Source organism: Haloarcula sp. CBA1122 (assembly GCF_009741785.1).
GTDB classification, from domain to species: Archaea; Halobacteriota; Halobacteria; order Halobacteriales; family Haloarculaceae; genus Haloarcula; species Haloarcula hispanica.
This window is the reverse complement of the sequence record NZ_WPCB01000056.1, coordinates 1-23,278: the sequence shown is the minus strand read 5'-3', so window position 1 is coordinate 23,278 and position 23,278 is coordinate 1. Positions and strand designations below refer to the sequence as shown.

The following is a 23,278-nucleotide window of genomic DNA, read 5'->3' as shown; positions in this document are numbered from 1 at the left end:
TCCCCGTCGTCTGCCGCCGCAGCCGCCGCGGCCGCTGCCGCCGCGCGCTGACGGTCGGTGAGGTGTGCACCGATGGCGACGGCGATGGCGGCCGCCTCGTCCGTCGACGCGTCGTCGAGCTGGGCAGCGATCTCCGCGACCAGTTCGGCGTCGACAGCCGAGTCAGTGTCTGCGGCCATCGTTACAGTGGGATGTTGCCGTGCTTGCGGTCGGGCTGGTCCTTGCGTTTCCCCCGAAGGAGGTCCAGGTCGTCGATGAGCCGCGGGCGGGTCTCCTGTGGTTCGATGACGTCGTCGACGAAACCGCGCTTGGCCGCCGTGTAGGGGTTCGCGAAGGCGTCGCGGTACTCGTCGATGAGTTGTTGCCGGCGGGCCTCCACGTCGTCGGCGTCTTCCAGTTCGTCGTCGTAGAGGACGTTGACCGCGCCCTTCGGCCCCATCACGGCGATTTCGGCGGTTGGCCAGGCGTAGTTCATGTCTGCGCCGATGTGTTTCGACGCCATCACGTCGTAGGCCCCGCCGTAGGCCTTCCGCGTGATGACGGTCACCAGTGGGACGGTGGCCTCGGAGTAGGCGTACAGGAGCTTCGCGCCGTGGTTGATGATGGCGTTACGCTCCTGGTCCTCGCCGGGCATGAACCCGGGCACGTCGACGAACGTGAGAATCGGGATGTTGAACGCGTCACAGAACCGGACAAAGCGAGCGCCCTTCCGCGAGGCATTGATGTCGAGCGTGCCGGCGTTGACTCGTGGCTGATTGCCGACGACGCCGACGCTGTGGCCGTCCATGCGGGCGAACCCGATGACGATATTGCGCGCGAAGTCCTCGGCCACCTCGAAGAAGGAGTCTTCGTCGACGATGCGTCCAACGACATCCGTCATGTCGTAGGGTTTCTGTGGTGCGTCGGGAACAGCCGTCTTCAGTGCCTCGTCCCGCCGTTCAGGGTCGTCCCAGGGTTTGACCCGCGGCGGGTCCTCGACGTTGTTCTGGGGGAGATACGAGAGGAGGTACCGGATGTCGTCCATCGCCTCTTTCTCGTCGGCGGCCGTGAAGTGAGCCACCCCGGACTCGGAGGCGTGGGTCTTCGCGCCGCCGAGTTCGTCGAAGCCGACCTCCTCGCCGGTCACCGTCTCGATGACGTCGGGCCCGGTGATGAACATGTGGCTGGTCTCCTCGACCATGTAGACGAAGTCCGTAATGGACGGGGAGTACACTGCACCGCCGGCACACGGCCCCATGATGGCCGAAATCTGTGGCACGACACCGCTAGCTTGCTGATTGCGGTGGAAGATATCGGCGTAGCCCGCCAGCGAGTCGATCCCTTCCTGAATCCGCGCGCCGGCGGAGTCGTTCAGCCCGATAATGGGTGCGCCCGTTTCGATGGCCTTGTCCATCACCTTACAGACTTTCTGTGCGAACGCCTCGCCCAGCGACCCGCCGAAGACGGTGAAGTCGTGGGCGAAGACGTACACCCGGCGGCCGTCGACTTTGCCGTAGCCGACGACGACGCCGTCTCCCGGTACTTTCTTGTCGGCCATGTCGAAGTTCGTCGAGCGGTGTTCACGGAGCGAGTCGATCTCGACGAAGGTGCCGTCGTCGAGGAAGTAATCGATGCGCTCACGCGCGGTGAGTTTCCCGCGGTCGTGTTGCGCCTCGATTCGTTCCTCGCCACCACCTCGTTCGGCCTCGGCTTTTCGTTCCCGAAGGTCCTCGACACGGTCATCGTGGCTCACGCGATATCACTTCTCCCGGACCGGAGCATATCCGACTCCTTGCGGGCATCCGAGAAAAGCGTTATCAAACTTCACCATTATTTCTCGTATTCGATAACGGAAACCGGCGGAGTTTTGAGCGATGGCCCGTTGCTTTCGCGCGTGAAGAACGTCACGGCCCGCCAGCACAACCCCTTCGGCTTCGACGCACCGTGTGAGCCGTTCGTGCCCGGGTACGGCGACGCCAACGCCCACTTTCACGTCATCGGCGACCATCCGGGTGTCCACGGTGGCGAAACGTCCGGCATCCCCTTTACCGACAGCGCTGCGGGCGAACGCCTCCAGCGGGCGCTTGTCGAGGCCGGACTGCTGGCCGAAGCCGGCACGCCGCCGACCGTCGAAAAGACGTATCTGTCCTATCTGTATATGTGCGGCGGCGAACCGCCGACCGAGTCGGACTACGACGACTTGGAACCGCTGTTCGACACGGAACTCCGGGCCATCACCGCCCACGTTCTCCTACCTGTCGGCGAGCGCGCCACGCGACATGTGTTCGCGAACACGACATCGGAGCCGACCGAGTCCATAGACATGGACGCGCGCCACGCCACGGAGGTCGTCGGGAGCGGCTGGCTCGTCTACCCGATCAAAGAGCCCGCGGAGTGGAGCGACGACGACGAAGACGCCCTTGTCGACGTCCTGACTGCGCTACTGAAGACCGACTATCGCCGCGAGGCGGACCTCGGGCGGTTCCTGCCGAACGACGACCCGTATCTGGTCCGGTAGCGGTTCTATTGATTCTTACAGCGGCTCCGACGATCAGAAACAGTGGCTACAGCGTCCACTCGTCCGAGAGCGGTTCCGCGGACGCCCAGTACGCGTCGAACGCCTCGATAGCCCACTCGCGGACGGCCGGCGCGGTCGTATCGATCGACGCCTGTAGAACGCCGTTGTCGTCCCGCAACAGCAGATGGACCACGTCGTCGGCGATCATCACCGCAAGTGGCACACCGTCGGTTCGCACCCGGACTGACGCGTCCGGTTCGGCACGCAGCGATTCGAGTCGTTTCCGGAGTCGGTCGTCCGCCGCCAGTGCGTCTATCGCGCCGGGCGAGAACACGCCCGAGAACCGCTGTTCGCCGGCGGTGACCCGTTCCTGAACGACTCGAATCGCCTGGTCGTTGAACGCATGGGAGAACGTCCGGACTTCCTCGGCATCTCGAAGCAGGTCGAGCAATCGCTGGACCGGCGCGTTCGGGCGCGTCTGACTTGGAACGGTTATCGTGGCGTCGGCCAGATGTTGCAGGTCGAAGGCCATCGCATCGGTGGGGAGATACTGGACGATGTCGCGCAGCCGCTGCTCGGTTTCGAGGCTACCGAGGAGGTCGGTGAACCCGTTAGCAACGATGCGGCCCGTCGCCGTGGCGACGTACTCGCCCCCTGTTCGGCGAATCCACGACCGCTCTTCGAAGTCAGCGATGATCCGGCCGAGCGTCGCCTGTGACGCGCCGGTTTCGGCCGCCAGTTCCCCGCGTGAGTGTGGCTCCGTGGCCAGAAGCCGCAACACCTCGACCCGGTTTGACGAGAGCGCGAGGAACTCGATCTCTTCGAGCGCCGATTCCATACCGCCACGTTAGGAAGTCCGTCCTAAATCGCTTTCGTAGTATGAAATAATTTCACACCGTGCACATCCGCCACGGGTGTTCGGCCGTTTCGCGTTATGTAATATTTTCTAAACGGGCCTATAAGTATCGATACCGTACTGTAGAGTACGATGATTCAGGTTTCTCCACGCGTTCTCTCTGTCGGCTGTGCAGTCATTTCAGAACCCAAATACGAGGTGGCGGTATGATTTCGCGCCGCACCCTCGCCCTCGCTGCGGTCGCCAGCGTCCTGCTCGGCGGGACCTTCGTCGGCGCGAAGGCCGGCCTGTCGTATCTCCCGCCGCTTCTGTTCGTCGCCCTCCGATTCGACATCGCCGCCGTCGTGCTCCTCGGCTACATCGGCGTGACCCGATCACGGGACGAACTGCTCCCGCGAACCCGTGGCGATGTGCTGGCGATTCTCTCGACGGGGCTATTCGCCCTCGGCCTCGCGAACGCGCTGCTATTCGTGGGCCAGCAGTCCGCCACCAGCGCGGTCGCCGCCATCGTGTTCAGTCTCAACCCGATACTGACGCCGGTGTTCGCCGCTATCCTGCTCTCCGACGAGCGGCTCTCGGCCCGCGGCGGCCTCGGCATGGTTATCGGCCTGCTCGGCGTCGGTCTCGTCGTCAGCCCCGACCCAGCGATGCTCCTGAGCGGCGGCATCGGCAAGCTCGTTCTGTTCGCCGGCGCGACCAGCGCCGCGCTGGGCAGCGTCCTCATCCGGTGGTCCGGCGGCGGCCTGTCGAGTACAGTCCGGACCGCGTGGGCGCTCCCCGTCGCCGCTGCGCTCTGTCACGCGCTGAGCATCGGCATGGGCGAATCGGCGGCCACGGCGGTCTGGTCTCCGACTGCGATAGCGGCCCTGCTGTACGTCGGTATCTTCTCCGGGGCAATCGCCTACATCGCCTACTTCGGCCTGCTCGATGTCACCGGTGCGATCCAGGCTAACCTCATCTTCTACGTGGTCCCCGTCGTGTCGACGCTCGGCGGGTGGGCCGTGCTCGGCGAGGCTATCACCCCGACTGCAGTGGCCGGCTTTCTGACCATCTTCACCGGGTTCGCGGTGCTTGGCAGCGAGTCGGTCGATATCCACGCACTGCTCCCGGGTACCGCCGACGAGGGTGACACTGCCCCCGAGAGTCTCGGGATTGCGGACGAACCGCGCGGGTTCGAATCCGACTGAAATCGGCTAGTAGGGTGTCGTATAGCTGCTGTCTAGTTTAAATCGTTAGTACACCGAGTCCACCAGTCATAGAAATTCAGCAACGCATTCATACCGCCATCATGTGTCTACAATGGTGTGAATTTCAACGAAAACGGACGCATTCGACAGCTCTTGATACCGATTGGCGGATTGGCTCTGGTCATTCAGTCGATAGCGTTTGAATCTACGTTTGAAATCGTAGAAAGTCCCGGTGTTTCCGGGACCCTCAGAGACGTGCTGAGCGGTGGTCTGTTGCTGGTGGCAACGGTCTGCCTCTTCGGTGGCGTGTATCTACGTCTACGCGAAGCGTGACAGAGACACAGCCCTATGGTACAGTCGACTCAGACTCCTGCGGCCGAAAAAATACTACTCTGGAAAAACTGTCTGGACCCCCGTCGGACCACTGCGACTGTTTTTCGCAGCAACCGCACACACTGGGCGGTCACCGCGAACTGCGGAAAAGAAGGTCCGCCGGAAACTGATACCGTACGTCGGTTATATCGGCGGGATGATCGCCGGGTCCTCGGCGAGGAACAGCGTCTGCAGGCCGAGCGCCAGCGTCAGGATGACGCCGAGGATGACCACCGTTCGGACCATCCAGAGCCAGGTCGGGCCGAACGCCCGGAGCCCACCCGTTCCCTGTCGGAGCTCGGCAACTGCGCTGGAGGAGAGCACCCAGCCGACAAACACCAGAACGAGCAGCACCGACAGCGGGAGGAACAGCTTGTACGCGAGCGTGTCGAACCAGCCGAACCACGCCAGGTCCCAGGCTGACGGCAGACCCAGAGCGAACAGCCCAACTCCGAGAATTGCCGACAGCTGCACTCGCGAGTACGGCGTGTTGTCGACACCGTAGGAGACTGCAACTTCGAGCAGGCTGATCGCGGAGGAGATCGCGGCGATGAGGACAACGCCGAAGAACACGATACCGAGGAGTCGACCCCCGGGGAGCTGTGGGAACGCCGACGCCATCGCGACGAAGATGGCGGACGGGCCGCTGGTGTCGGGACTGATGTTGATGGCGAAGAGAATCGGGAACACGACGAGACCCGCCAGCACACCGACGAGCGTGTTCGTCACGACGATGATGCCACCATCGACCGGGAGGCTCTCGTCGTCACCGATGTACGAGGAGTAGGTGATCATGGCTGCCATCCCCAGCGAGAGGGTGAAAAACGCCTGTCCAACCGCGAACGGGATCAGGTCGCCGGCGTTCGCCGCCAGCGTGGAGAAGTCCGGCGAGAGGAAGTAGCTGTAGCCAGCGCCTGCTCCCTCGAGTGTGGTGACCCAGGCCGCCATCCCGATCATGAGGATGACGATGCTGGGGACCATCACCTTCGTCGCCTTCTCGATACCGTCCTCGACACCCACTGCGACGATGCCGACACAGATTAGCAGGAACAGCGCCTGCCCGGCGACAGCTTCTGGCCCACTTGAGATAGCGCCGAAGTACTCCGCGGAGTTTCCGAAGTATGCGCCCGTCGCGCTACCGAGGATATACCGCATGACCCACCCGCCGACGACGTTGTAATACGAGAGGATCCAGAATCCCGTAAAGACGCCCAGGCCACCGACGACCCGCCACTGCTTGAACCCGAGTTCTGCGAACGCGTCGACGGCATTACGGTTCGTTCGCCGACCGATGATGAACTCCGCCAGCATTGCCGGAAAGCCGATGAGCAACACGGCGACGAGGTAAAAGACGAGGAACACTGCGCCGCCGTTTGTCGCGGTCTTGAACGGGAACTGCCAGATGTTTCCGAGACCGACTGCGCTACCAATTGCTGCGAGAAGGAACCCGAGCCGTGAGGCCCACGTTTCTCTGTCACTCATTGTGATGCGGCATATTCTTTTGGGGTATAAAAACCACCGTGATTCCGGTTCGCAATACCATCCGATAGTATGACCAGTCTGACATCATTTGCGACGGCGAACAGCAGCAGCCGAGAGGTCCACACTGACACCTCCTTGCTGGTCATTTCTCGACAGCGTGGATATGTGACTTCGAATCTACCTATATGACCACGTCCAGAATCTGTACCTCAAATAATCAAAAACAAGTCCACGGTGAAAATTGTTGGGTTTGATTCATGTTCGCCGCGTACTGTGGAACGTAGGGACCGAACCCCCGGTTCTCGGACAACAGACATGGACTATTCAGATACAGAGCGGATTGTTGATGAATCGCTCGAGTTCCCAGCGACGCATACGGCTGTGATTGAACAGATCGGTGCCATTGAAATAACGTCTCCCTCCGGTAACTCGGTGACTATTCAGGAGACGTTAGACCCGGTCGAAGAGGAGAGTTATCTGACCGCGGATGCGCTTTACACCTCGATTATCGGCAATCTCGACGAGACATTCATTGGACGCAAGTACTATGATGATCGCGGGGGGATTGCAATCGGAACTGAGATCAGAGACGAATCTACCGTCTCCTTCTGACGATTGCTCCCGCTCATCCAGACCCCCGGTCGTCGTTCTGGACACGATATCGGTGGGTGACCAGGCAATCGCACCGATACCCTAAATAGTCAAACGTGAGTGGAGTGGTTCGTGCTGTCGGTGGAAGACGCTGTCCGACGGTCTAGCTAACAGTATCAGACCTCGCCGTACACCGGCACCGCTGCGCCGCTGGTCACGGTGGCGGCGTCCGAACAGAGGAACAACATCACGTCCGCGATGTCTTTCGGGTCGACCCACGTTTCGAAGTCGGAGTCGGGCATCATCTCGCGGTTCATCGGGGTGTCGATGACGCTCGGCATCACGGCGTTGGCTCGCACGGCCCCGAGGTTCTCCGCCGCGATGGTCTCGGTCAGGAGTCGGACACCGGCTTTCGATGCGCGGTAGATACCGTCGCCGTCACCGCCCTCCAGTGACGACCGCGCGGAAACTGAGACGATTGCGCCCTTGGTCTCCCGCAAGTGTGGAACCGCGTGTTTCGACGCCAGAAACATCGTCTTCAGGTTCACGTCGAACAGGAAGTCGAACGTGTCCACGTCCGTCTCGTGGATCGGTGTGCCACCCCGCCACGTTCCGGCGATGTTCAGCAAGTAGTCCAGTCGCCCGTGTTCGTCGACGACTGCGTCGACAGTCTCGGCGACAGCCTCCTCGTCGCTGAAGTCTGCCTGGTAGAGATCCACGCTGTCGGGATCGGACAACAGGAAGTCCTCGGTATTCGGTTCGATGATGTCGCTTCCACAGACGGTCGTCCCGGCTTCGAGGAACGCGTTTGCGACCGCGCTGCCCAGCGCCCCGCCGACACCCGTAACCAGTGCTATCTCACCGCCGAAATCAAATTCGACTGACATACATCTGTCAACGGATAGCAAGGGGATAAATGCCAATCCCCGGAAACGCGAGGACCGGGCCGGTAAACCGACGACGGGGTCCGCAGTAGCCGGTCTACGGCATGACGACGAGTTTGCCGAGGAAGCTGTCGTTCAGTACGTCGTTGTGAGCGGCCGGGACGTCGTCGAGGTCGTACCGGCGGGCGACGACCGGCGTTAGGTCGTCGTCGGCCATGAGCGTCGCCAGTCGGGAAAGCACCGCGCCGAACTCCGGTGTGTTGAACATCGAGACGTGGTGAACGCTGAGGGCTTTGGCCCGGCAGCGCGGGACGTTCTCGAACGTCGCCGCGAGGTCGGTGTTCCCGATAGCGGCGATTCGAGCGCCCTGGGCGGCCACCTCGGCATCGAATGCGAGGTAGTCGTCGAGTCGGTGGTCGAGAATCACGTCCGGCGCGCCGGCGTCGACCACCGCGTCGGCGAGGTCGTCCCGGCTGTAGTCGAACACGTCGTCCGCGCCGAGGTCGGCCAGATGGTTGTGGTAGGCCGGCGATGCTGTCGTCGTCACCTGCGCGCCGTTCGCCGCAGCCAACTGGACTGCAACGTGGCCTACGCCGCCGCTCCCGCCGTGAATCAGCGCCCGCTCGGCCGGCTCCAGCGAGCAGGCGTCGACGAGCGTCTGCCAGGCGGTGACGCCGACGAGCGCGACGGCCGCGCCCGCCTCGGCGGACACCCCGTCGGGGAGCCGCGCCAGATGCGATCCGGGAACAGTGACGTACTCCGCGCAGGTCCCCTGGAGCCAGTTCCCCAGCCCGGTCGCGAACGCCCGGTCGCCCTCGGTGACGGTGGCCACGCGCTCGCCGGTCGCGGCGACGGTCCCGGCACAGTCGGAGCCGGGTATCCAGGGCAGTTCGCCCGGCTCGTAGTCGCCGGCCCGGAAGTACGTATCGACCGGATTGATCGCCGCTGCCTCGACTTCGAGCAGGACCTCCTCCGGACCTGGTGTGGGTCGTTCGATGTCGTCGACGCGGAGCACGTCCGTCCCGCCGTATTCGTGGAATCGTACAGCACGCATTGGGGTATGCGTCAGGTGGTATCGGGAAAACCTTTCCCCACGGACTGAGCGGCCCCGAATACGCTTCTCAACATATCGCGGTACGTTGAGTGACAGCGCCGACAGCGAACGAGTTGGGTCAGGACTCATATCGGCGACTGCGGATGATATTATCAGAAAAACACAACTAACCAACGTTAGCCGTACCGGGGCTATGAATTTCCACAGTGGCCACAGCGTTTATCATCGGTGAAAATTGCGCACCAACGCTTTATTAGCACGTTTGCGTAGCACTGGATGATGGAATCAGATAGGGACTCGCCGCTCCCGAGTTTTATTGCTGGCAGTTACGCTGCTAGACTCGGGTTGGCGCTTTCATTCGCGATAATTGTTATTATCGCCGCCGGGGTCCTGACAAGCGTGCAGGCGTCCGCCACTCTCGAGGAAGACGTTGCGGACGACATCACGGCGCTGTCAGAGACGCAGGCCGCACAGTTGGACGAATGGTTGACGACATCGCAGCGGGATGTCCGATCAACGTCGCGACTCCCCGTGTTCACTGACGGGACGAACACGGAGAAACAGCAACGACTGGAGGAGTTACGGTCCAACGAGGAACTCCCGCCCGGTGTCGTCGCAGTGCACTACTTCGACACCGAGACAAACGAGATCCGTGCCAGTTCGAATCAGGACTTCATCGGGGTCAACGCTGCCGAGCAGGGGGCACCGTTCGCTACGGACCCGCCACAGTTCGACGGTCCCGACGACACGCATGTGACGGAGCCGTTCTCCGTCTCGGTCGTCGACCATCCGATAGTGGCCGTCGTTTCGCCGGTCCCCGGTGACGAAGACAGAGCGCTCGTGTATATGATCGACCTCCGGGAGAAGGCCGACCAGATATCGAACCAGCGCGATGGGTCGTTTACCACGGTCGTCAACACTGACGGCGAGTTCGTCTCCCACCCCAACACCTCGATGATCGGGTCGACAGCACCGATCTCGGAGATGGAGTCGAACCCGCTGGGGACGCTCGAACCCGGCGAGAGCGCCTTCCACGAAACGGACAGTATGCTGATGGGACTGAACCGACTCGAATCACAGGACTGGGTCGTTATGGTCCACGCTGATCGCCAGAACGCGTACGCCCTGAGCGACCAGATCAACTCTGACCTCATCGGGCTCATTTTGCTTGCCGTCGTCAACCTCGGACTCATCGGAGTCACGATCGGCGGAAACACGATCGCTTCGCTGCGACGGCTTTCGGTGAAGGCCGAAGCGATGGCCGAGGGGGAACTCGACGTCGACCTCAGCACGTCACGCGAGGACGAGTTCGGAACGCTGTACGCCGCCTTCGACAATATGCGGGCGAACCTCCGGACGCAGATATCCGAAGCCGAAACCGCACGGCAGGAAGCCGAGGAGGCCAAAGAGCAGGCACAGACGGCCCGTGAGGACGTCGAATCCGAACGCAACGAGATGGAGGCGCTGACCGGCCACCTCGAACTCAAGGCACAGCAGTACAGCGACGCGCTCGCCGCCGCCGCTAACGGTGACCTCACCGCACGGGTAGATACGGACAGTATGAACGAGGCGATGGCGGAGGTCGGCGAGGACATCAACACGACGCTGGATGCGCTCGAAGACACCATTGCCGACATGAAGGCGTTCGCGGCCAACGTCATCCAGTCCAGCGACCGCGTCAACTCGAACGCGGAGCGGGTCGACCAGGCCAGCAAGCAAGTGTCGAAGTCGATAAACGAGATTTTCGAAGGCACGACCGAGCAAAACGAGGGGCTGGAATCGGCGGCCGCCGAGATGCAGAACCTCTCGGCGACTGCACAGCAGGTCGCCTCCTCCGCTCAGCAGGTTGCCGACACGTCCCAGTCGGCCGCCGAAGTCGGTGAGGACGGCCGCGAAGCCGCCCAGGAGGCCATCGCGGAGATGAGCGCCATCGAGGACGAGACCGGCGAGACCGTCGAAGAGATCAACGCGCTCGACGACGAACTCGACGAGATCGGCGAGATCGTCGGCGTCATCACGAGCATCGTCGAGCAGACGAACATGCTCGCACTGAACGCCTCCATCGAGGCCGCCCACGCTGACGGTGACGGCGAAGGGTTCGCCGTCGTCGCGGACGAGATCAAGGGCCTCGCAGAGGAGACCAAAGAGGCCGCCGCCGACATCGAGCAGCGCATTGCGGGCATCCAAGAGCAGGCCGGCGACACGGTCGAGACGATGGAGTCGACCAGTAACCGGATTACTGAAGGCGTCTCGACGGTCGAGGAGACCGTCGACGCGCTGGAGACCATCGTCGAGTACACGGAAGAGGTCGACACCGGCATCCAGGAGATCGACCGGGCGACCGAGGAACAGGCCCGGACCGCACAGGACGTGATGGGGACCATCGACGACCTGACGACGATCAGTCAGCAGACGGCGACGGAGGCAGATACTGTGGCTGGCGCGGCACAGGACCAGTCCGCGTCCATCGACGAAGTGTCGGACTCCGCGACAGAACTCAGGCAGCGGGCTGACGACCTCGAATCGCTACTGGACCGCTTTACCGTCGAAAGCTCGGCCGGGACGGACACCGACAGCACGGCTGTGGTGGGGGACGACTAACAATGGCAACCATAACGACCTGGTTCACGCTGGGACTACTGGGTGAACTGCTCGGGACGGCCGTGCTGGCATACGGCTACACGCTCGTCCCCGAAGAGACGCGGAAGCGCTACCTCCTGTTGATAGCGATTCCCGGTATCGCCATCGTCGCCTACGCCCTGATGGCGCTCGGCTTCGGAGCGATGCAGAGCCAGGGCCACACGGTGTACGTGATCCGTTACGTTGACTGGCTGTTGACGACGCCGCTCAACGTCTGGTTCCTGGCGCTCCTTGCCGGTGCAAGCCGGGAGGACACGGTGAAACTCGTCGTCCTGCAGGCGTTGACTATCGTCTTCGGGTTCGCCGGCGCGGTCACGCCATCGCCGGTCAGCTACGTGCTGTTCGCGGTCGGCGCGGCGCTGTTCGGCGGCGTCATCTATCTCCTCTACGGGAACATTGCGGCGGCTGCGAAGTCGACCCTGTCCGACATAGAGATCAGCCTGTACCGCACGCTCCGGAACTTCGTCGTCGTCCTCTGGATGGTGTATCCGGTCGTGTGGCTGCTCGGTGCGGCAGGAGTGGGCCTCATGGACGTCGAGACTGCGACACTCGTGATCGTGTACCTCGACGTGGTCACGAAAGTCGGCTTCGGCGTCATTGCCTTGCTGGCAATGATGGACCTCGGCTCAGTCGGCGAGAGTGCCGAGGAGCTGACGGCGGTTGCAGGGGACTAGCGAGGGGCGCGAACGAAGCGAGGGGCGCGAACAGAGTGAGCGGCCCTCGTTGTCGCGAGCGGGGAGGAACGATCCGCGAGCAGTGAGCGGCCCTCGTTGTTGCGAGCGGCGACGGAAGGAGCCGTGAGCACTGAGTCGCCCTCGAAAATGCGAGCGGGGAGAGCGACCCGCAAGCACTGGGTCGGCCTCGTTGACGCGGTCGGCGGCGGAAAACCCGCGAGCGGTCCCGACTTTGCGAGAAACTCACGGCACGTCGTTGTGTCGCCTCAGCAGTGCCGGTCTTTCAGGACCGGTCCTCATTGACGCCACCAGACGGTTCTGCTTCGTCAGTCGCGTCGGTTGCCTCGGTCTCGTCTACGCTATCGAGTGCCTCCGGAAGCTGGTTCTCAATCAGCCAGAACGTCAACCGGTAGACGCCGTAGCCGAGCAGGACGAACAGCACTAAGTCGATGAGATACAGTTCGACGAATTCGAGGAGCGAGATTTCGCTGAGCGCGAGGTCACCGGACAGGATAAGAAACTCCAGCGTGGCGACGACGAACAGCGCGGGTGCAAAGAGGATCACGAGTCCGATAACGAGAATTGCGAGCCGTTTCTGTGCGGGCGAGACAGGCATACCTACGGTATTGGCGTCCAGACAGATAGTTCTGCACGCCTACCCAGCCAGTACCGGGCGGCTACGTTACACGACAGCTGTCAGCGCAGCGAATAAACGGCGACCAGAGAACGACGCTACTGCACAACAGGGAACGCGCCCGGTCAGTGGATGCCCATCGCTTCGATCTGCTCCTGATACCGGTTGCGGATGGTGACCTCTGTCACTTGGGCCACGTCGGCGACCTCGCGCTGGGTCTTCTTTTCGTTACACAGCAGCGAGGCGGCGTAGATGGCCGCGGCGGCGTAGCCGGTGGGTGATTTCCCCGAGAGCAGGCCCTGCTCGGCGGTGGTGTCGATGATCTCGTTGGCCTTGGACTGGACTTCCTCGGAGAGTTCCAGTTCGGAGGCAAAGCGGGGCACGTACTGCTTGGGGTCGACCGGCTCCATCTTCAGTTCGAGTTCCTGGGCGACGTACCGATACGTCCGCCCGATCTCCTTCTGCTCGACCCGGGAGACGTCCGAGACCTCCTCCAGGCTCCGTGGGATACCTTCCTGTCGACAGGCCGCGTACAGACAGGCCGTGGCGACGCCCTCGATGGACCGACCGCGGATGAGGTCCTCGTTGAGCGCGCGTCGGTAGATGACCGACGCGACCTCTCGAACCGACCGTGGCACACCGAGTGCGCTGGCCATGCGGTCGATCTCCGACAGCGCGAACTGCAGGTTCCGCTCGCCGGCGTCTTTGGTTCGGATGCGTTCCTGCCACTTCCGGAGGCGGTGCATCTGGCTCCGCTTCTCCGAGGAGAGCGACCGACCGTAGGCGTCCTTGTCCTTCCAGTCGATCTGTGTGGTCAGCCCCTTGTCGTGCATCGTCTGGGTCGTGGGGGCTCCGACGCGTGACTTGGACTGGCGTTCGGAGTGATTGAACGCCCGCCACTCCGGCCCGCGGTCGATGTTCTCGTCCTCGATGACGAGGCCACAGTCCTCGCAGACGAGTTCACCACCGCCGTCGCTAGATATGGACTCCGACTCACACTCGGGGCAGGTCTGCTGGCCCGTGCTCTCGGACTCCTCCTCGCGTTCCTCCTGGTCAGAATCCCGCTGGCGCGTCGGCCGTTCCATGTGTTCTTTTACGGAGAAAAGCCAATCACGTATAAATGTTTGGGCGAGACCAACAGTTTTGCCTGATCTGGATGCTGGCCGCGGATGCTAGCTGGAATAATCATGTTAAATTTAGCTAGAACTGTCTATGTTTCGAACGAGCGGTGGGTGTAACCGGCTGACACACCCCGTTCACACTCCGCGATGATGCTGGAGCGCGGACGGATCGGTAGCGGTCGACCGGCATATCGCGCTCTTTTAGTCCGGGACTCTCCCACTCTGACGTATGAGCAAGGTCAATATCGGGCTTCGTGGCTGGCGCTTCGACGAGGACGTACTCGGGCCGGACGGACGGGTCCGGCCGCTCAAGACGATGGAACCGGAAACCCGCCAGCGGCTGCTGGTGCTCGCAGAGCGGGTCGTCGACCCCTGTGACGCCTGCTGGCTGATTCACGGCGACGAAGACATCGAGCAGTGCAACGTCGCGGATGCTATTTACGGGGAGCCGATGGGCGAGGTGGTCGTCTGCTCGGACCACGAGACGGACTTCATCTACTGGTTCCGCGAGGAGGGCGGCGAGGCCCACGCCGGAGAGACGGACCTGGCCTCGGCCTTCCACGAGTGGTTCCTCGACGGGAACCGCGCCCCCGAGGGATATGTCGGCCTCGAACACGTCGAGGAGGACCCGACAGCGCTGCCGGAGGCCCCCGACAGGGACGAAGCGATTCCGGGACTCGAAGAAGAAGTCGAGCAGATGGACGAGGAAGACCTCGACACAATTGATATGGACCTGAGCGACCTGGACGTATGATTTCGGTCGCCGTCGTCGATGCAGAGACACCGGGCAACGTCGGCACCATCGCCCGCTCGATGAAGAACTTCGGCCTGTCGGAACTGCTGCTCGTCGACCCGCCGGAGCTGGACCCCGACGGCGAAGCGTACGGCTTCGCCGGACAGGCCCGCGACGACATCCTCCCGAACGCCCGGACGGTAACGTTCGACGAGATCGTCGAGAACTACCACACCGTCGCCTGCACGGCGACGACGAACGAGGACCCCGCCAACCACGTCCGGTATCCGGCGACGACGCCGGCCGACCTTGCCGACTCGCTTCAGGATGTCGAGGGCGACATCTGCGTCGTCTTCGGCCGCGAACGGGTCGGGCTCTCGAACGACGAACTCGCACGGCTGGACGTCGTCTGCTCTATCCCGGCCAGCGCGTCGTATCCGGTGTTGAACCTCGGTCAGGCGGCCACCATCGTGCTCTACGAACTCCGCGAGCTAACTGTCGACGAGACCCAGCACCCCGAACAGCTGCACACGCTCGCCGCGACGCCGGCCGTCGAGGGGCTACACGAGGAGTTCGACCGCTTCCTCGGCGCTATCGGTCACCCCGAAGAGAAACAGCACAAGGCCCGGCGGCTGTTCCGCCGGGTGCTCGGGCGTGCACAACCCACTGGCCGGGAGACAAAGACCCTCCGCGGCCTGTTCCGGCAGGCCCGACAGCGAATCGAGCGTGCCGAAGACGAGTGAGGTTCAGTCGTGTTTCCCGGGACCGGTTCCGGAGTCGAACAGCGCGCCGATGACGGCGTCGTGAGCCTTCCGCAACCGGTAGTGCAAGGTCGGCGCGGAAATGTCGAGTGTCGCAGCCAGTTCCTCCGCGGAACTCCCTCGCGGCCAGTCGTAGTAGCCGCGTGCGTAGGCAGTCTTGAGTGCGGCGGCCTGTTTCGGCGTCAGCCGGTCGCGTATCCGCGTCTGGAAATCCGTGGCCGTCGAGACTGGCTGGTCGACGTACTGCTTGCTCCGCAGTTCTGTCCCGGGCGCGATCTCTTGAATCGCCTCGACGACGGCGCGGACGTTGATGTCCGGTGCCATCTCCGCTGTGAACCGCAGGTCGCCGTCCGCTGCGACGGCCCGCCGCACGGCCCCGCCGTAATCTGCGAGCGTGTCGAGCGGCGATGCGGATATCTCGTCGAGCGCGACTTCGAGCAGGGGCGCTCGGTTCTCCGCCGCCGTTTCCACGACGGTACAGGACTCGACCGAGGGCGTCTCAGTGAGCGCCTGACACACCCGGTCAGTGTCCACACCGCTGATGCGAACGTAGTGGAGGCAGTTCCCGGAACTGGTCGGGACGCGCCGTTCGAGCGTAAACGAACAGTCGAGCATCGCTGAGAGGCCGGCGAAGGCGTCATCGGAGTCCGGCGTCAGGAATTCGAGTTCGACCGTTGTCGCCGCCAGCAGTGACTGCTGACTGTGGACTCGCTGGATAGAAAGCGCGATAAGTCGCCCTAGATCGGCCAGGATACTCGACTCACGACAGCCAATCGTGGCTTCTGTCGATGCATACACCATCAGGACGCCGTACGTGGTCTCGCCAGTTGTCAGGGGAACAGCCGCGACGGAGCAGCGGTCTGCGAGTAGTGGGCGGTCCATCCCGGTGTCCGAGGGCGTCGACACGTCGGTGATATCCTCGACGACCTGTACCTCGCCGGTGTCGATGGCATCGATGGCGAGACTGTGCTCGCCGGGCGAAATATGCTCCGGCGTTGCCGTGTCAATCCCAGCGGCGGCACTCAGTGTTATCCTCGTGGCACTCCCGCGGCTCCCGGCCCACACGGCCTGGTACAGGTCCGATTCAGTGAGATGCGTACACACTGCCGATTCGATTTCCTCACGCGTCTGTGTGTCCTGTAGCGCCTTCGCGATCTCTCTGCCCAGCACGTTGAGCCGCTGTGTCTGTTCGAGTTCGTCACGCTGTCGTTCGAGTTCGGCCTGCCGGTCTTTGTGCGCAGTGATGTCTCGGGCGACGAAAATGACGGTATCGAGGTCGTACGTGCGGCTTTCCAGCGGCGCGACCCGCGCCTCGAACCACCGCTTGCCACCGGGAAGCTGCAGTTTGTACTCCACAGATTGGAACGACCCGGTCCGCAGGGCTGCACGAACGGTCGCCAGTAGCGAATCAGCGGTGTCGTGGGGAAGAAACTCGTGTAGCGTCTGACCGACAAGCGTGTCCGTATCGTCGACCGTCACCATCGTCTCGGGATCGGTCAGACAGTCGAGAAATCGCCCTTCCGCATCAATGATGAAACTGGGGTCTGGGAGGGCAGTATTCAACGCGCTTCGCTGTTCCGTGTGGCGCTGTCGTTCGAGTTCGTAGCCCGCCCAGTCCGAGAGCAACCGGACGAACGTCAGATCCCACTGCGTGAACACTGTCTCGCGTGGTTCCAGCCCGTAGAAGCAGAACGTCCCGTACACGGCCCCGTCGACGACGACGGGCGCGCCGATGTAGTTCGCGATTCCCCACTCCGGGTCAGCGAGGTCCGGCGCGTCCGCAGCAACGTCACTGATCGCGAGCGGTTCGCGGTGTTCGACGACGTGTCTGCAGTTCGGGAGGTCCTCGATGCTGGTCGTGCTGCCGGCTTCGAGGTCGGCAGTCGCCGGTGCAGTGACTGCCTCGAACACGTACTCGTCACCGTGGACCCGGGAGAGCGTCCCAAACGACGTATCGAGCGTCTCACAGCCGAGTTCTAGCAGCGCGTTGAGCTGTTCCGTGAACGTCCGGCTCGAATCGGTACAAATGTCGTAGGCCGTTTCGAGCACCGACTCCCGTTGCTTGCGGGCCGTGATGTCGATATGTGCGATGGACGCATACGTCTCCCCGTTGATAGTGAACGGGGCGGCGTACAACCGGAACCACCGTTGCGATGACGGGGCGTGACATGGATATTCAAGTTCGAACGTGGGTTGTTCGCCAGCGAGGACGGTTCTGATCCCGTCGGCTGCCTGTTGCCCGGTCGCGTCGTCAGCCATGTCAGCGACGTCGAAGTAGTTCACGCCCAGCGTATTCGGTGTCAGCTCTGTTCCGTTTGCCCGGCCGAACTCGCTCCACGTCTCGTTCGTCGAGAGGATCACCCCGGACTCGTCTACGATCGCAAACATGAGTGGTAGTGTATCCATGGCTGGCCCGTACAGGGCTGGGATATCATGGCCATCCATGACACTTGGGACCATGAGTCAAAGTGTGGCGGCGAGCTACTTAACGCCCGGTGTCTAGTTAGAATAGTAATATTTTCTCGGGGAACACGTCTGTGGTGAATACTATGCAGAAACCGAACTCCAGAGCTCTATTCGGGCTGATTTGAACACAAACTTGGCAAAACAACTACCAGATATTCACATACTAACCAATTACCGATTGACCCAGATATATCACCCATGAATCCGATTCGTCCCGATTTATTCTAGGGGCCTAGAGAGAGTGCTTAGGACAGTTACCGCTGTATCGAGGCACAGGATACTCAACATCTCACTATGGATTCCACTGCCAATCCGGTTCGCGTCGAACTGTTCGTCCGGTCCCTCTGTCCGGGAGATGCAACGCAACAACAGAACTACCTGATTGACCGGTTACAGGCTCTCGAGGACGCGGGCTATATCGAGGATCTGTCGATATTAATCTGGGGGCGCCGGATCGAACCGCGGCTCGCACAGCGGACTGCGGAGGGACGACACCTGTTGGAGCGGCTTTCCATGTTCGAACAGTGGGAGCGCGACGCCGATGCCTCGCTTGCTGCCTTCGACTGGGAGCACCCGCTGACGAACATGGTTTCTGACGAATCGGTCAGCGTGATCACGCTGCCGACGCTTGCCCTCGCCGAATACGTTGATGATGACCTCACGCATGTCGCCCCCTGTACGCGGGATGGAACGGTCCACCGCGTCACCGACCGTGTCAACCGTCTCGCGGATGCCGCAGACCTAGCCGACGAACTCGAACACGAGCGTACCGTGGTACAATAGCGTTCGAACCGCCCCAAACCTGCCACGATAGCTGTCCCCATCCAGCACCATACCAATCAAAATGAATACGAAACAAACTGAGATCCCCGACTCGCTTCCGCTGGACGACCGACTGTCGCTCCTGTCGTCGCACTACCGGCGGTACCTCCTGTACGGGCTTTCACAGTACACGACGCCGGTTTCACTAGCCGTACTCACGGATACGGTGACCGAATTCGAACACGGGACACCGGCCGAACAGCACCGCGACGAGCGACTCAAGATTTACACGGCCCTCTATCACAACCACCTTCCGCGGCTGGTCGATGCCGGTGTCGTCCAGTACGACCAATCGGAAGATATGGTCGATATCGGGCCGAACGCGCCGGCGCTCGTCCCGTTGCTCGAGGAGACAATGGAACACGACCTGTCAGCAAGCGGTGACGGCCTGTCATCGAACGCCGTCGATATCGACTCTTTACGCCCCGAACGGAGCAATTAAGCCCGCTTCTGTATCTCCGAGCGCAACACGTCGCTAACTGTATCGCCGTCAGCTTTGCCACGGAGTGCGCCCATGCACTCGCCCATCAGTGCCGAGAACGCCCCCATCCCCTCCTCGGCGATCTGGTCCTCGTGGCGCTCGACGACCTCGACAACGGCGTCCCGGACCTCCGACTCGTCGACGCCGCCCAGTCCTTCCTGCTCGACGGCTTCCTGGGCCGTCAGCGACGGGTTCTCTGCGAGGGCTGTCAGGAGGTCCTCGATCCCCTCACGCGGCACGTCTCCGCCATCGACCAGCAGGATTGCGCCCCACAGGTGCTCGTCGGTGAGGTTCCCGACGGGCACGTCGTCGCGGCGGAGTTCGGTCAGCGTCGACTCCAGCGTCCCGGCGGCCAGCGTCGGGTCGACGCCCTCGCCTTCCACAAGCGCCTCGAACAGCGGCCACCGCTGGCCGTAGGCGACCTGTTCGGCGAGGCCGGAGCCGAGGTCGAACTCGCTCTCGTACCGGTCGACCTTCTGGGTGAGTAGCTCCGGAGTCTCGACTTCGGTCACGTCGGGTTCGACCGGTGGCACGTCCGTCTCGGGGTACATCCGGGCCGCGCCGGGGAGCGGTCGGAGGTACCGCGACGTGGCGTCCTCGTTCGCGTCCCGCGTCTCCTCGGGGACGCCTTCGAGCGCGGTCTCGGCCCGTTCGGCAACGGCGTCGATAGCCAGTTCGGCGGTCTCCGGGTCGTCGGCGACGATGGCGACAGCGTCCTCGGGACCTGCGCCGACGGCGTCCCGAAGTGCCTCGACTTCCGCCTCGGTGACACCGTAGGCCGGGAGTTCGTCGGTGTGGAAGATGCCGCCCGCGCCGTGGCGCTTGGCGTGGTCGGACAGCTCCGTCCCGAGCCGGCGGTCGGGCTGAATCTCGCGGCCGACCAGGCCGTCGAAGCCCGAAAGCAGGAGGCCCTGTACCTCGCCGCCCGAGGAGAGCGCGCCTTCGATGACGCCCGACTCCGTGTCTTCGAACACCCCGGTCACGTCCTGTGGCTCGCCGACGGCGGCGTCGCGTCCGGCGAGTTCGTCGGCGATGTCCAGCAGTTCGACCTGCCGGCGGACCTCGTTGCGGACGAGGTCGTCGATGTCGTCGAGGCTCTGGACGCCCTTCAGTTCGATTCGTGCGCCCTCCTCGATGGAGACGTTCACGTCCTGTCGGATGGTCCCGAGGCCGCGCTTGACCTTCCCGGTCGAACGGAGGAGCATCCCGATTCGCTCGGCGGCCTCGCGGGCCTGCTCGGGCGAACTGATGTCCGGCTTCGTGCCGATTTCGACCAGCGGGATGCCGAGCCGGTCGAGCGAGAACCGGACACCGTCGGCGGTCTCCTCGACGCGCTGGCAGGACTCCTCCTCCAGTAGCATGTCCTCGATACCGACCGGGCCGGCGCTCGTCTCGATGGCCCCGTCGTTAGCGACCAGCATCGACCGCTGGAACCCCGTGGTGTTCGACCCGTCGACGACGATTTTTCGCATGACGTTCACCTGGTCGACGACGGACATATCCAGTAGCTGGGCGATTTCCAGCGTCGTCTCCATCGCCTCGCGGTCGACGCGGTGGGGTGGCTCGTCGTCCTCCTCGACGAGGCAGGTCGTGTCGTAGGCCAGGTACTCGAACTCCCGGTCGACCATGCTCTCCTCTAAGGCCGCCTGGTCGATCTCCCCGAGTTCGCTCTTGGTCGGGTGCAGATAGCGGGTAAAGGAGCGCTCGCTCTCCTCGGGTTCGCGGATCGTCGTCGGACAGTCACAGAACAGTTTCGTCGCGGTGTCGAGTTGCTGGTGGATCTCCAGCCCGGCGACGAGCCCCAGCTCCTCGTAGTCGTACTCGGTCATTGTCGAGGTGTCCGGGACCGGGGGCCAAAAAACGCACCCTTCCCGCGCTCGCCGCCGTGCTTTTGACGCTCTCTCCCTCACTGTCAGTATGCGCTGGCTGTCGACAGCCGCGGTGGCCGTCCTGCTCCTGACAGCCGGCTGTAACGCCTTCGTCGGCGCTGAGGCCGCAAATCAGGGTACCGTCACGCCGGCCCCGGTCCCGACAGCAGCGGAGTCGGACACGGCAACGACGCTGGACTCGCCGCCCGGCGTACCACGGAGCGCCTCGAAAACGTCGCGCTCCTGTCCGCCGCCCACCGGCAGGCACTCAACGGCACTACCTACACTCTGAACGAACGCTACACCGAGCTCACAATCGGGAACGACAGCAGCTCCGTCCGGCGCACCGAGACTGTCGCCGTCGAATCACTAACGCGGTATCGCGACGAGATGGTCAGACTGACGACTGACTCGAACGGGACCGTCGGGCGGTACGAGCAGTCGACCTACGCCGACGGCACCAACTGGTACGAGCGGCGGGACGACGGCACCGTCGAGCGCCAGCGCGGCGAGGTCCGCTTCAGCCGCGACAAGTACGCTTACCGGACGGCGTTCTACCTGAATCGCTACGCCGTGGTCAACCAGAGTTCTACGACCGTCGTCACCAGTGACGGCAGCCAGGCCTACCGGATTCGCGGTTCCGGCGGTGAGATTCCGACTACAGAACGGCTGGAGGAACTCCGAATTGAACTGCTGGTCGAACCCGCGGGCCTCGTCCGCCGATTCAGCGTTTGGTATCGCACCGAAGACCGCATCGTCGAATACAGCTTCTGGTACGAGGACATCGGCGAGACGACGGCGGAGCGGCCGGCGTGGCTCAACGAATCAACGCCGATGAACTGAGTCGGGCCAGCACGCGGCACCGCGCATCCAGCGGCTAGAGACGGTCCGTTTCCGTTCGAACTTCGTCGGTTCCGGACGTGCTCCCGGCCCGGTCGTCGTAGTACTTCCGGCCGATGAAATCGTCGTCGAGGTTCCCGACGAGGGAGTTATACAGCCCCTCTGCGGACTGGTACGTGGCTTCGCTGGTCCGAGCCAGCACCTCACTCATTTCGACGGAGTCGCCGTTCTGGGCGACCAGCTCGACGTCGCCGAGCTGGTGGACGATAGTGGTGTGGTCGGCGGGGAACTCACAGGCCTGGTCGAACAACTGCAACGTTTCCGAGTAACGCATCTGTATCACATACTCCGTTTCATAATTAAAAAACATTATGAATTTGGATTGTTCGGTGATCATCCTCGCCGACCAGATCCGGTTGTTGAGGCGAGACCTGATATTTCGATCCACTTGCGCGGGAAAACATATCACACACCGTGACATACGTTTCCATATGACAGTCAGACCGGCAACTCCGGATGATGTGACGGCAATCAACCAGGTTGCGACGGCTGCCTGGGAGACGGATTACCCGTTGCTCACCCAGGAAACAGTCGAAGACGGCGTTGGCGACTGGTATTCGCCCGAGCAGATCGAATCGGAACTGGTCGAATCGCAGACGCTCTTGTTCGTCGCCGAGCGCGAGGGACGCGTTGTCGGGTTCGCACACGCGACGTGGCACGAAACCGACCGCGTGGGGTACATTCTCCGGCTGTACGTCCATCCCGACTACAGGCGCGAGGGCATCGGCCGGACCCTGCTAGAACGGACCTGCGAGGAACTGTTCGAGCACGACATCGACCGGATCAACGCGATGGTCCTTTCGGCGAACGAGCCCGGAGCCGAGTTCTACAAGGGGTTCGGGTTCGAGTTCGCCGACGAGAGCGAAACCGAAATCGGCGGCGAGCGCTACCCCGAGAGCCGCTACGTCCTTGCGGACGAGTTGCGGGTCTAGAAGCATCAGCCGTGGTGGCCCAATGCTGTTTCCCGCGGTGACGGCTGTCCGTCGGCACAGAACCGACCAGAAAACAGAGACACAACAGGGGACACTGCTGTTCGCGGCTCCCGCTGTCGTCGCTCGCATTTCGGGGACCGGGACCCTCACAGCGCCGTTCCGGTACGAGAAATCTCACTCCGTTCGGCTCTCGCTGCTCACGGGTCGTTCCTCCCCGCTCGCCTATCCGAAGGCTTCGCTTCGCTCAGCCTTCGCTACTCCATCACGGCTCCTCACGTCGCCGTTCCGGTACGAGGGCCGCTCACTCCGTTCGCGCCCCTGCT

The 23,278-nt window shown here is 62.8% G+C and carries 21 protein-coding genes and 2 pseudogenes; 12 read left to right on the top strand and 11 right to left on the bottom strand.

The genetic code is table 11. From position 1 onward, the window contains the following. Window positions 1-179: pseudogene (locus GJ630_RS20175) on the bottom strand (acc operon protein); the annotation flags it as partial. Between the two features lie 2 nt (window positions 180-181). Continuing rightward, window positions 182-1,732, bottom strand: a complete 1,551-nt coding sequence (locus GJ630_RS16740; RefSeq protein WP_371727796.1) for an acyl-CoA carboxylase subunit beta — start codon at window positions 1,730-1,732, stop codon at window positions 182-184. Between the two features lie 141 nt (window positions 1,733-1,873). Here GJ630_RS16740 and GJ630_RS16735 point away from each other — a divergent pair, with 141 nt between their 5' ends. Further along, complete coding sequence (locus tag GJ630_RS16735; protein ID WP_146417528.1) at window positions 1,874-2,497, top strand: uracil-DNA glycosylase family protein; 624 nt, start codon at window positions 1,874-1,876, stop codon at window positions 2,495-2,497. 46 nt (window positions 2,498-2,543) lie between these two features. Here GJ630_RS16735 and GJ630_RS16730 read toward each other — a convergent pair whose 3' ends face one another. Further along, window positions 2,544-3,335 (bottom strand): winged helix-turn-helix domain-containing protein, encoded by a 792-nt coding sequence (locus tag GJ630_RS16730; protein ID WP_146417527.1) that lies wholly within the window; start codon window positions 3,333-3,335, stop codon window positions 2,544-2,546. A gap of 224 nt (window positions 3,336-3,559) precedes the next feature. Here GJ630_RS16730 and GJ630_RS16725 point away from each other — a divergent pair, with 224 nt between their 5' ends. Next, window positions 3,560-4,540, top strand: coding sequence for a DMT family transporter (locus tag GJ630_RS16725; protein ID WP_151102983.1), 981 nt, complete (start codon window positions 3,560-3,562; stop codon window positions 4,538-4,540). A gap of 516 nt (window positions 4,541-5,056) precedes the next feature. Here the strand turns inward: GJ630_RS16725 and GJ630_RS16720 are convergent. Beyond that, window positions 5,057-6,394 (bottom strand): sodium-dependent transporter, encoded by a 1,338-nt coding sequence (locus GJ630_RS16720; protein ID WP_151102984.1) that lies wholly within the window; start codon window positions 6,392-6,394, stop codon window positions 5,057-5,059. A gap of 315 nt (window positions 6,395-6,709) precedes the next feature. Between GJ630_RS16720 and GJ630_RS16715 the strand changes: the two genes are divergently transcribed. Continuing rightward, window positions 6,710-7,006: a hypothetical protein gene (locus tag GJ630_RS16715; protein WP_008310451.1), complete on the top strand. Its 297-nt coding sequence runs from the start codon at window positions 6,710-6,712 to the stop codon at window positions 7,004-7,006. Between the two features lie 155 nt (window positions 7,007-7,161). Here the strand turns inward: GJ630_RS16715 and GJ630_RS16710 are convergent, their stop codons facing one another. Further along, window positions 7,162-7,872, bottom strand: a complete 711-nt coding sequence (locus GJ630_RS16710; protein WP_191450423.1) for an SDR family oxidoreductase — start codon at window positions 7,870-7,872, stop codon at window positions 7,162-7,164. A 94-nt stretch (window positions 7,873-7,966) separates the two neighbouring features. Next, window positions 7,967-8,923, bottom strand: a complete 957-nt coding sequence (locus tag GJ630_RS16705; protein ID WP_191450421.1) for an NADPH:quinone reductase — start codon at window positions 8,921-8,923, stop codon at window positions 7,967-7,969. 399 nt (window positions 8,924-9,322) lie between these two features. Between GJ630_RS16705 and GJ630_RS16700 the strand changes: the two genes are divergently transcribed. Beyond that, window positions 9,323-11,524 carry a methyl-accepting chemotaxis protein gene (locus GJ630_RS16700; RefSeq protein WP_146417581.1) on the top strand — a complete coding sequence of 734 codons (2,202 nt, stop codon included), beginning with the start codon at window positions 9,323-9,325 and terminating at the stop codon, window positions 11,522-11,524. A 2-nt stretch (window positions 11,525-11,526) separates the two neighbouring features. Beyond that, window positions 11,527-12,237, top strand: coding sequence for a sensory rhodopsin II (sop2, locus tag GJ630_RS16695; RefSeq protein ID WP_191450419.1), 711 nt, complete (start codon window positions 11,527-11,529; stop codon window positions 12,235-12,237). A 283-nt stretch (window positions 12,238-12,520) separates the two neighbouring features. On the opposite strand, the gene GJ630_RS16690 is transcribed toward sop2, so the two are convergent. Next, the gene (locus GJ630_RS16690) at window positions 12,521-12,853 is read right to left on the bottom strand and encodes a hypothetical protein (RefSeq protein ID WP_014039719.1); all 333 of its coding nucleotides are present in this window, start codon (window positions 12,851-12,853) and stop codon (window positions 12,521-12,523) included. Between the two features lie 143 nt (window positions 12,854-12,996). Next, on the bottom strand, window positions 12,997-13,956 hold the full coding sequence (locus GJ630_RS16685) for a transcription initiation factor IIB family protein (RefSeq protein WP_008310442.1): 960 nt from the start codon (window positions 13,954-13,956) through the stop codon (window positions 12,997-12,999). Between the two features lie 265 nt (window positions 13,957-14,221). Between GJ630_RS16685 and GJ630_RS16680 the strand changes: the two genes are divergently transcribed. After that, complete coding sequence (locus GJ630_RS16680; RefSeq protein WP_014039720.1) at window positions 14,222-14,746, top strand: hypothetical protein; 525 nt, start codon at window positions 14,222-14,224, stop codon at window positions 14,744-14,746. Then, entirely contained in the window at window positions 14,743-15,468 is a 726-nt protein-coding gene (locus GJ630_RS16675) for an RNA methyltransferase (RefSeq protein WP_064288309.1), read from the top strand. The genes GJ630_RS16680 and GJ630_RS16675 overlap by 4 nt, the downstream gene beginning before the upstream one ends. A gap of 3 nt (window positions 15,469-15,471) precedes the next feature. Here GJ630_RS16675 and GJ630_RS16670 read toward each other — a convergent pair whose 3' ends face one another. After that, complete coding sequence (locus GJ630_RS16670) at window positions 15,472-17,946, bottom strand: bacterio-opsin activator domain-containing protein (protein WP_191450417.1); 2,475 nt, start codon at window positions 17,944-17,946, stop codon at window positions 15,472-15,474. Between the two features lie 300 nt (window positions 17,947-18,246). On the opposite strand from GJ630_RS16670, the gene GJ630_RS16665 reads away from it, so the two are divergent. Next, on the top strand, window positions 18,247-18,735 hold the full coding sequence (locus GJ630_RS16665; protein WP_050006915.1) for an HTH domain-containing protein: 489 nt from the start codon (window positions 18,247-18,249) through the stop codon (window positions 18,733-18,735). A gap of 61 nt (window positions 18,736-18,796) precedes the next feature. Then, window positions 18,797-19,216 (top strand): hypothetical protein, encoded by a 420-nt coding sequence (locus tag GJ630_RS16660; protein ID WP_191450415.1) that lies wholly within the window; start codon window positions 18,797-18,799, stop codon window positions 19,214-19,216. Here GJ630_RS16660 and gatE read toward each other — a convergent pair. After that, complete coding sequence (gene gatE, locus GJ630_RS16655; RefSeq protein ID WP_050037660.1) at window positions 19,213-21,084, bottom strand: Glu-tRNA(Gln) amidotransferase subunit GatE; 1,872 nt, start codon at window positions 21,082-21,084, stop codon at window positions 19,213-19,215. The genes GJ630_RS16660 and gatE overlap by 4 nt on opposite strands. A gap of 88 nt (window positions 21,085-21,172) precedes the next feature. Here gatE and GJ630_RS20635 point away from each other — a divergent pair. Continuing rightward, window positions 21,173-21,966: pseudogene (locus GJ630_RS20635) on the top strand (hypothetical protein). A 34-nt stretch (window positions 21,967-22,000) separates the two neighbouring features. On the opposite strand, the gene GJ630_RS16645 reads toward GJ630_RS20635, so the two are convergent. Continuing rightward, on the bottom strand, window positions 22,001-22,297 hold the full coding sequence (locus tag GJ630_RS16645) for a hypothetical protein (RefSeq protein ID WP_044951716.1): 297 nt from the start codon (window positions 22,295-22,297) through the stop codon (window positions 22,001-22,003). Between the two features lie 157 nt (window positions 22,298-22,454). On the opposite strand from GJ630_RS16645, the gene GJ630_RS16640 reads away from it, so the two are divergent. After that, window positions 22,455-22,955, top strand: coding sequence for a GNAT family N-acetyltransferase (locus tag GJ630_RS16640; protein ID WP_050037662.1), 501 nt, complete (start codon window positions 22,455-22,457; stop codon window positions 22,953-22,955). Window positions 22,956-22,977: 22 nt separating this feature from the next. Further along, on the top strand, window positions 22,978-23,278 hold a 301-nt coding region (locus tag GJ630_RS19770), incomplete at its 3' end, for a hypothetical protein (protein WP_217284529.1).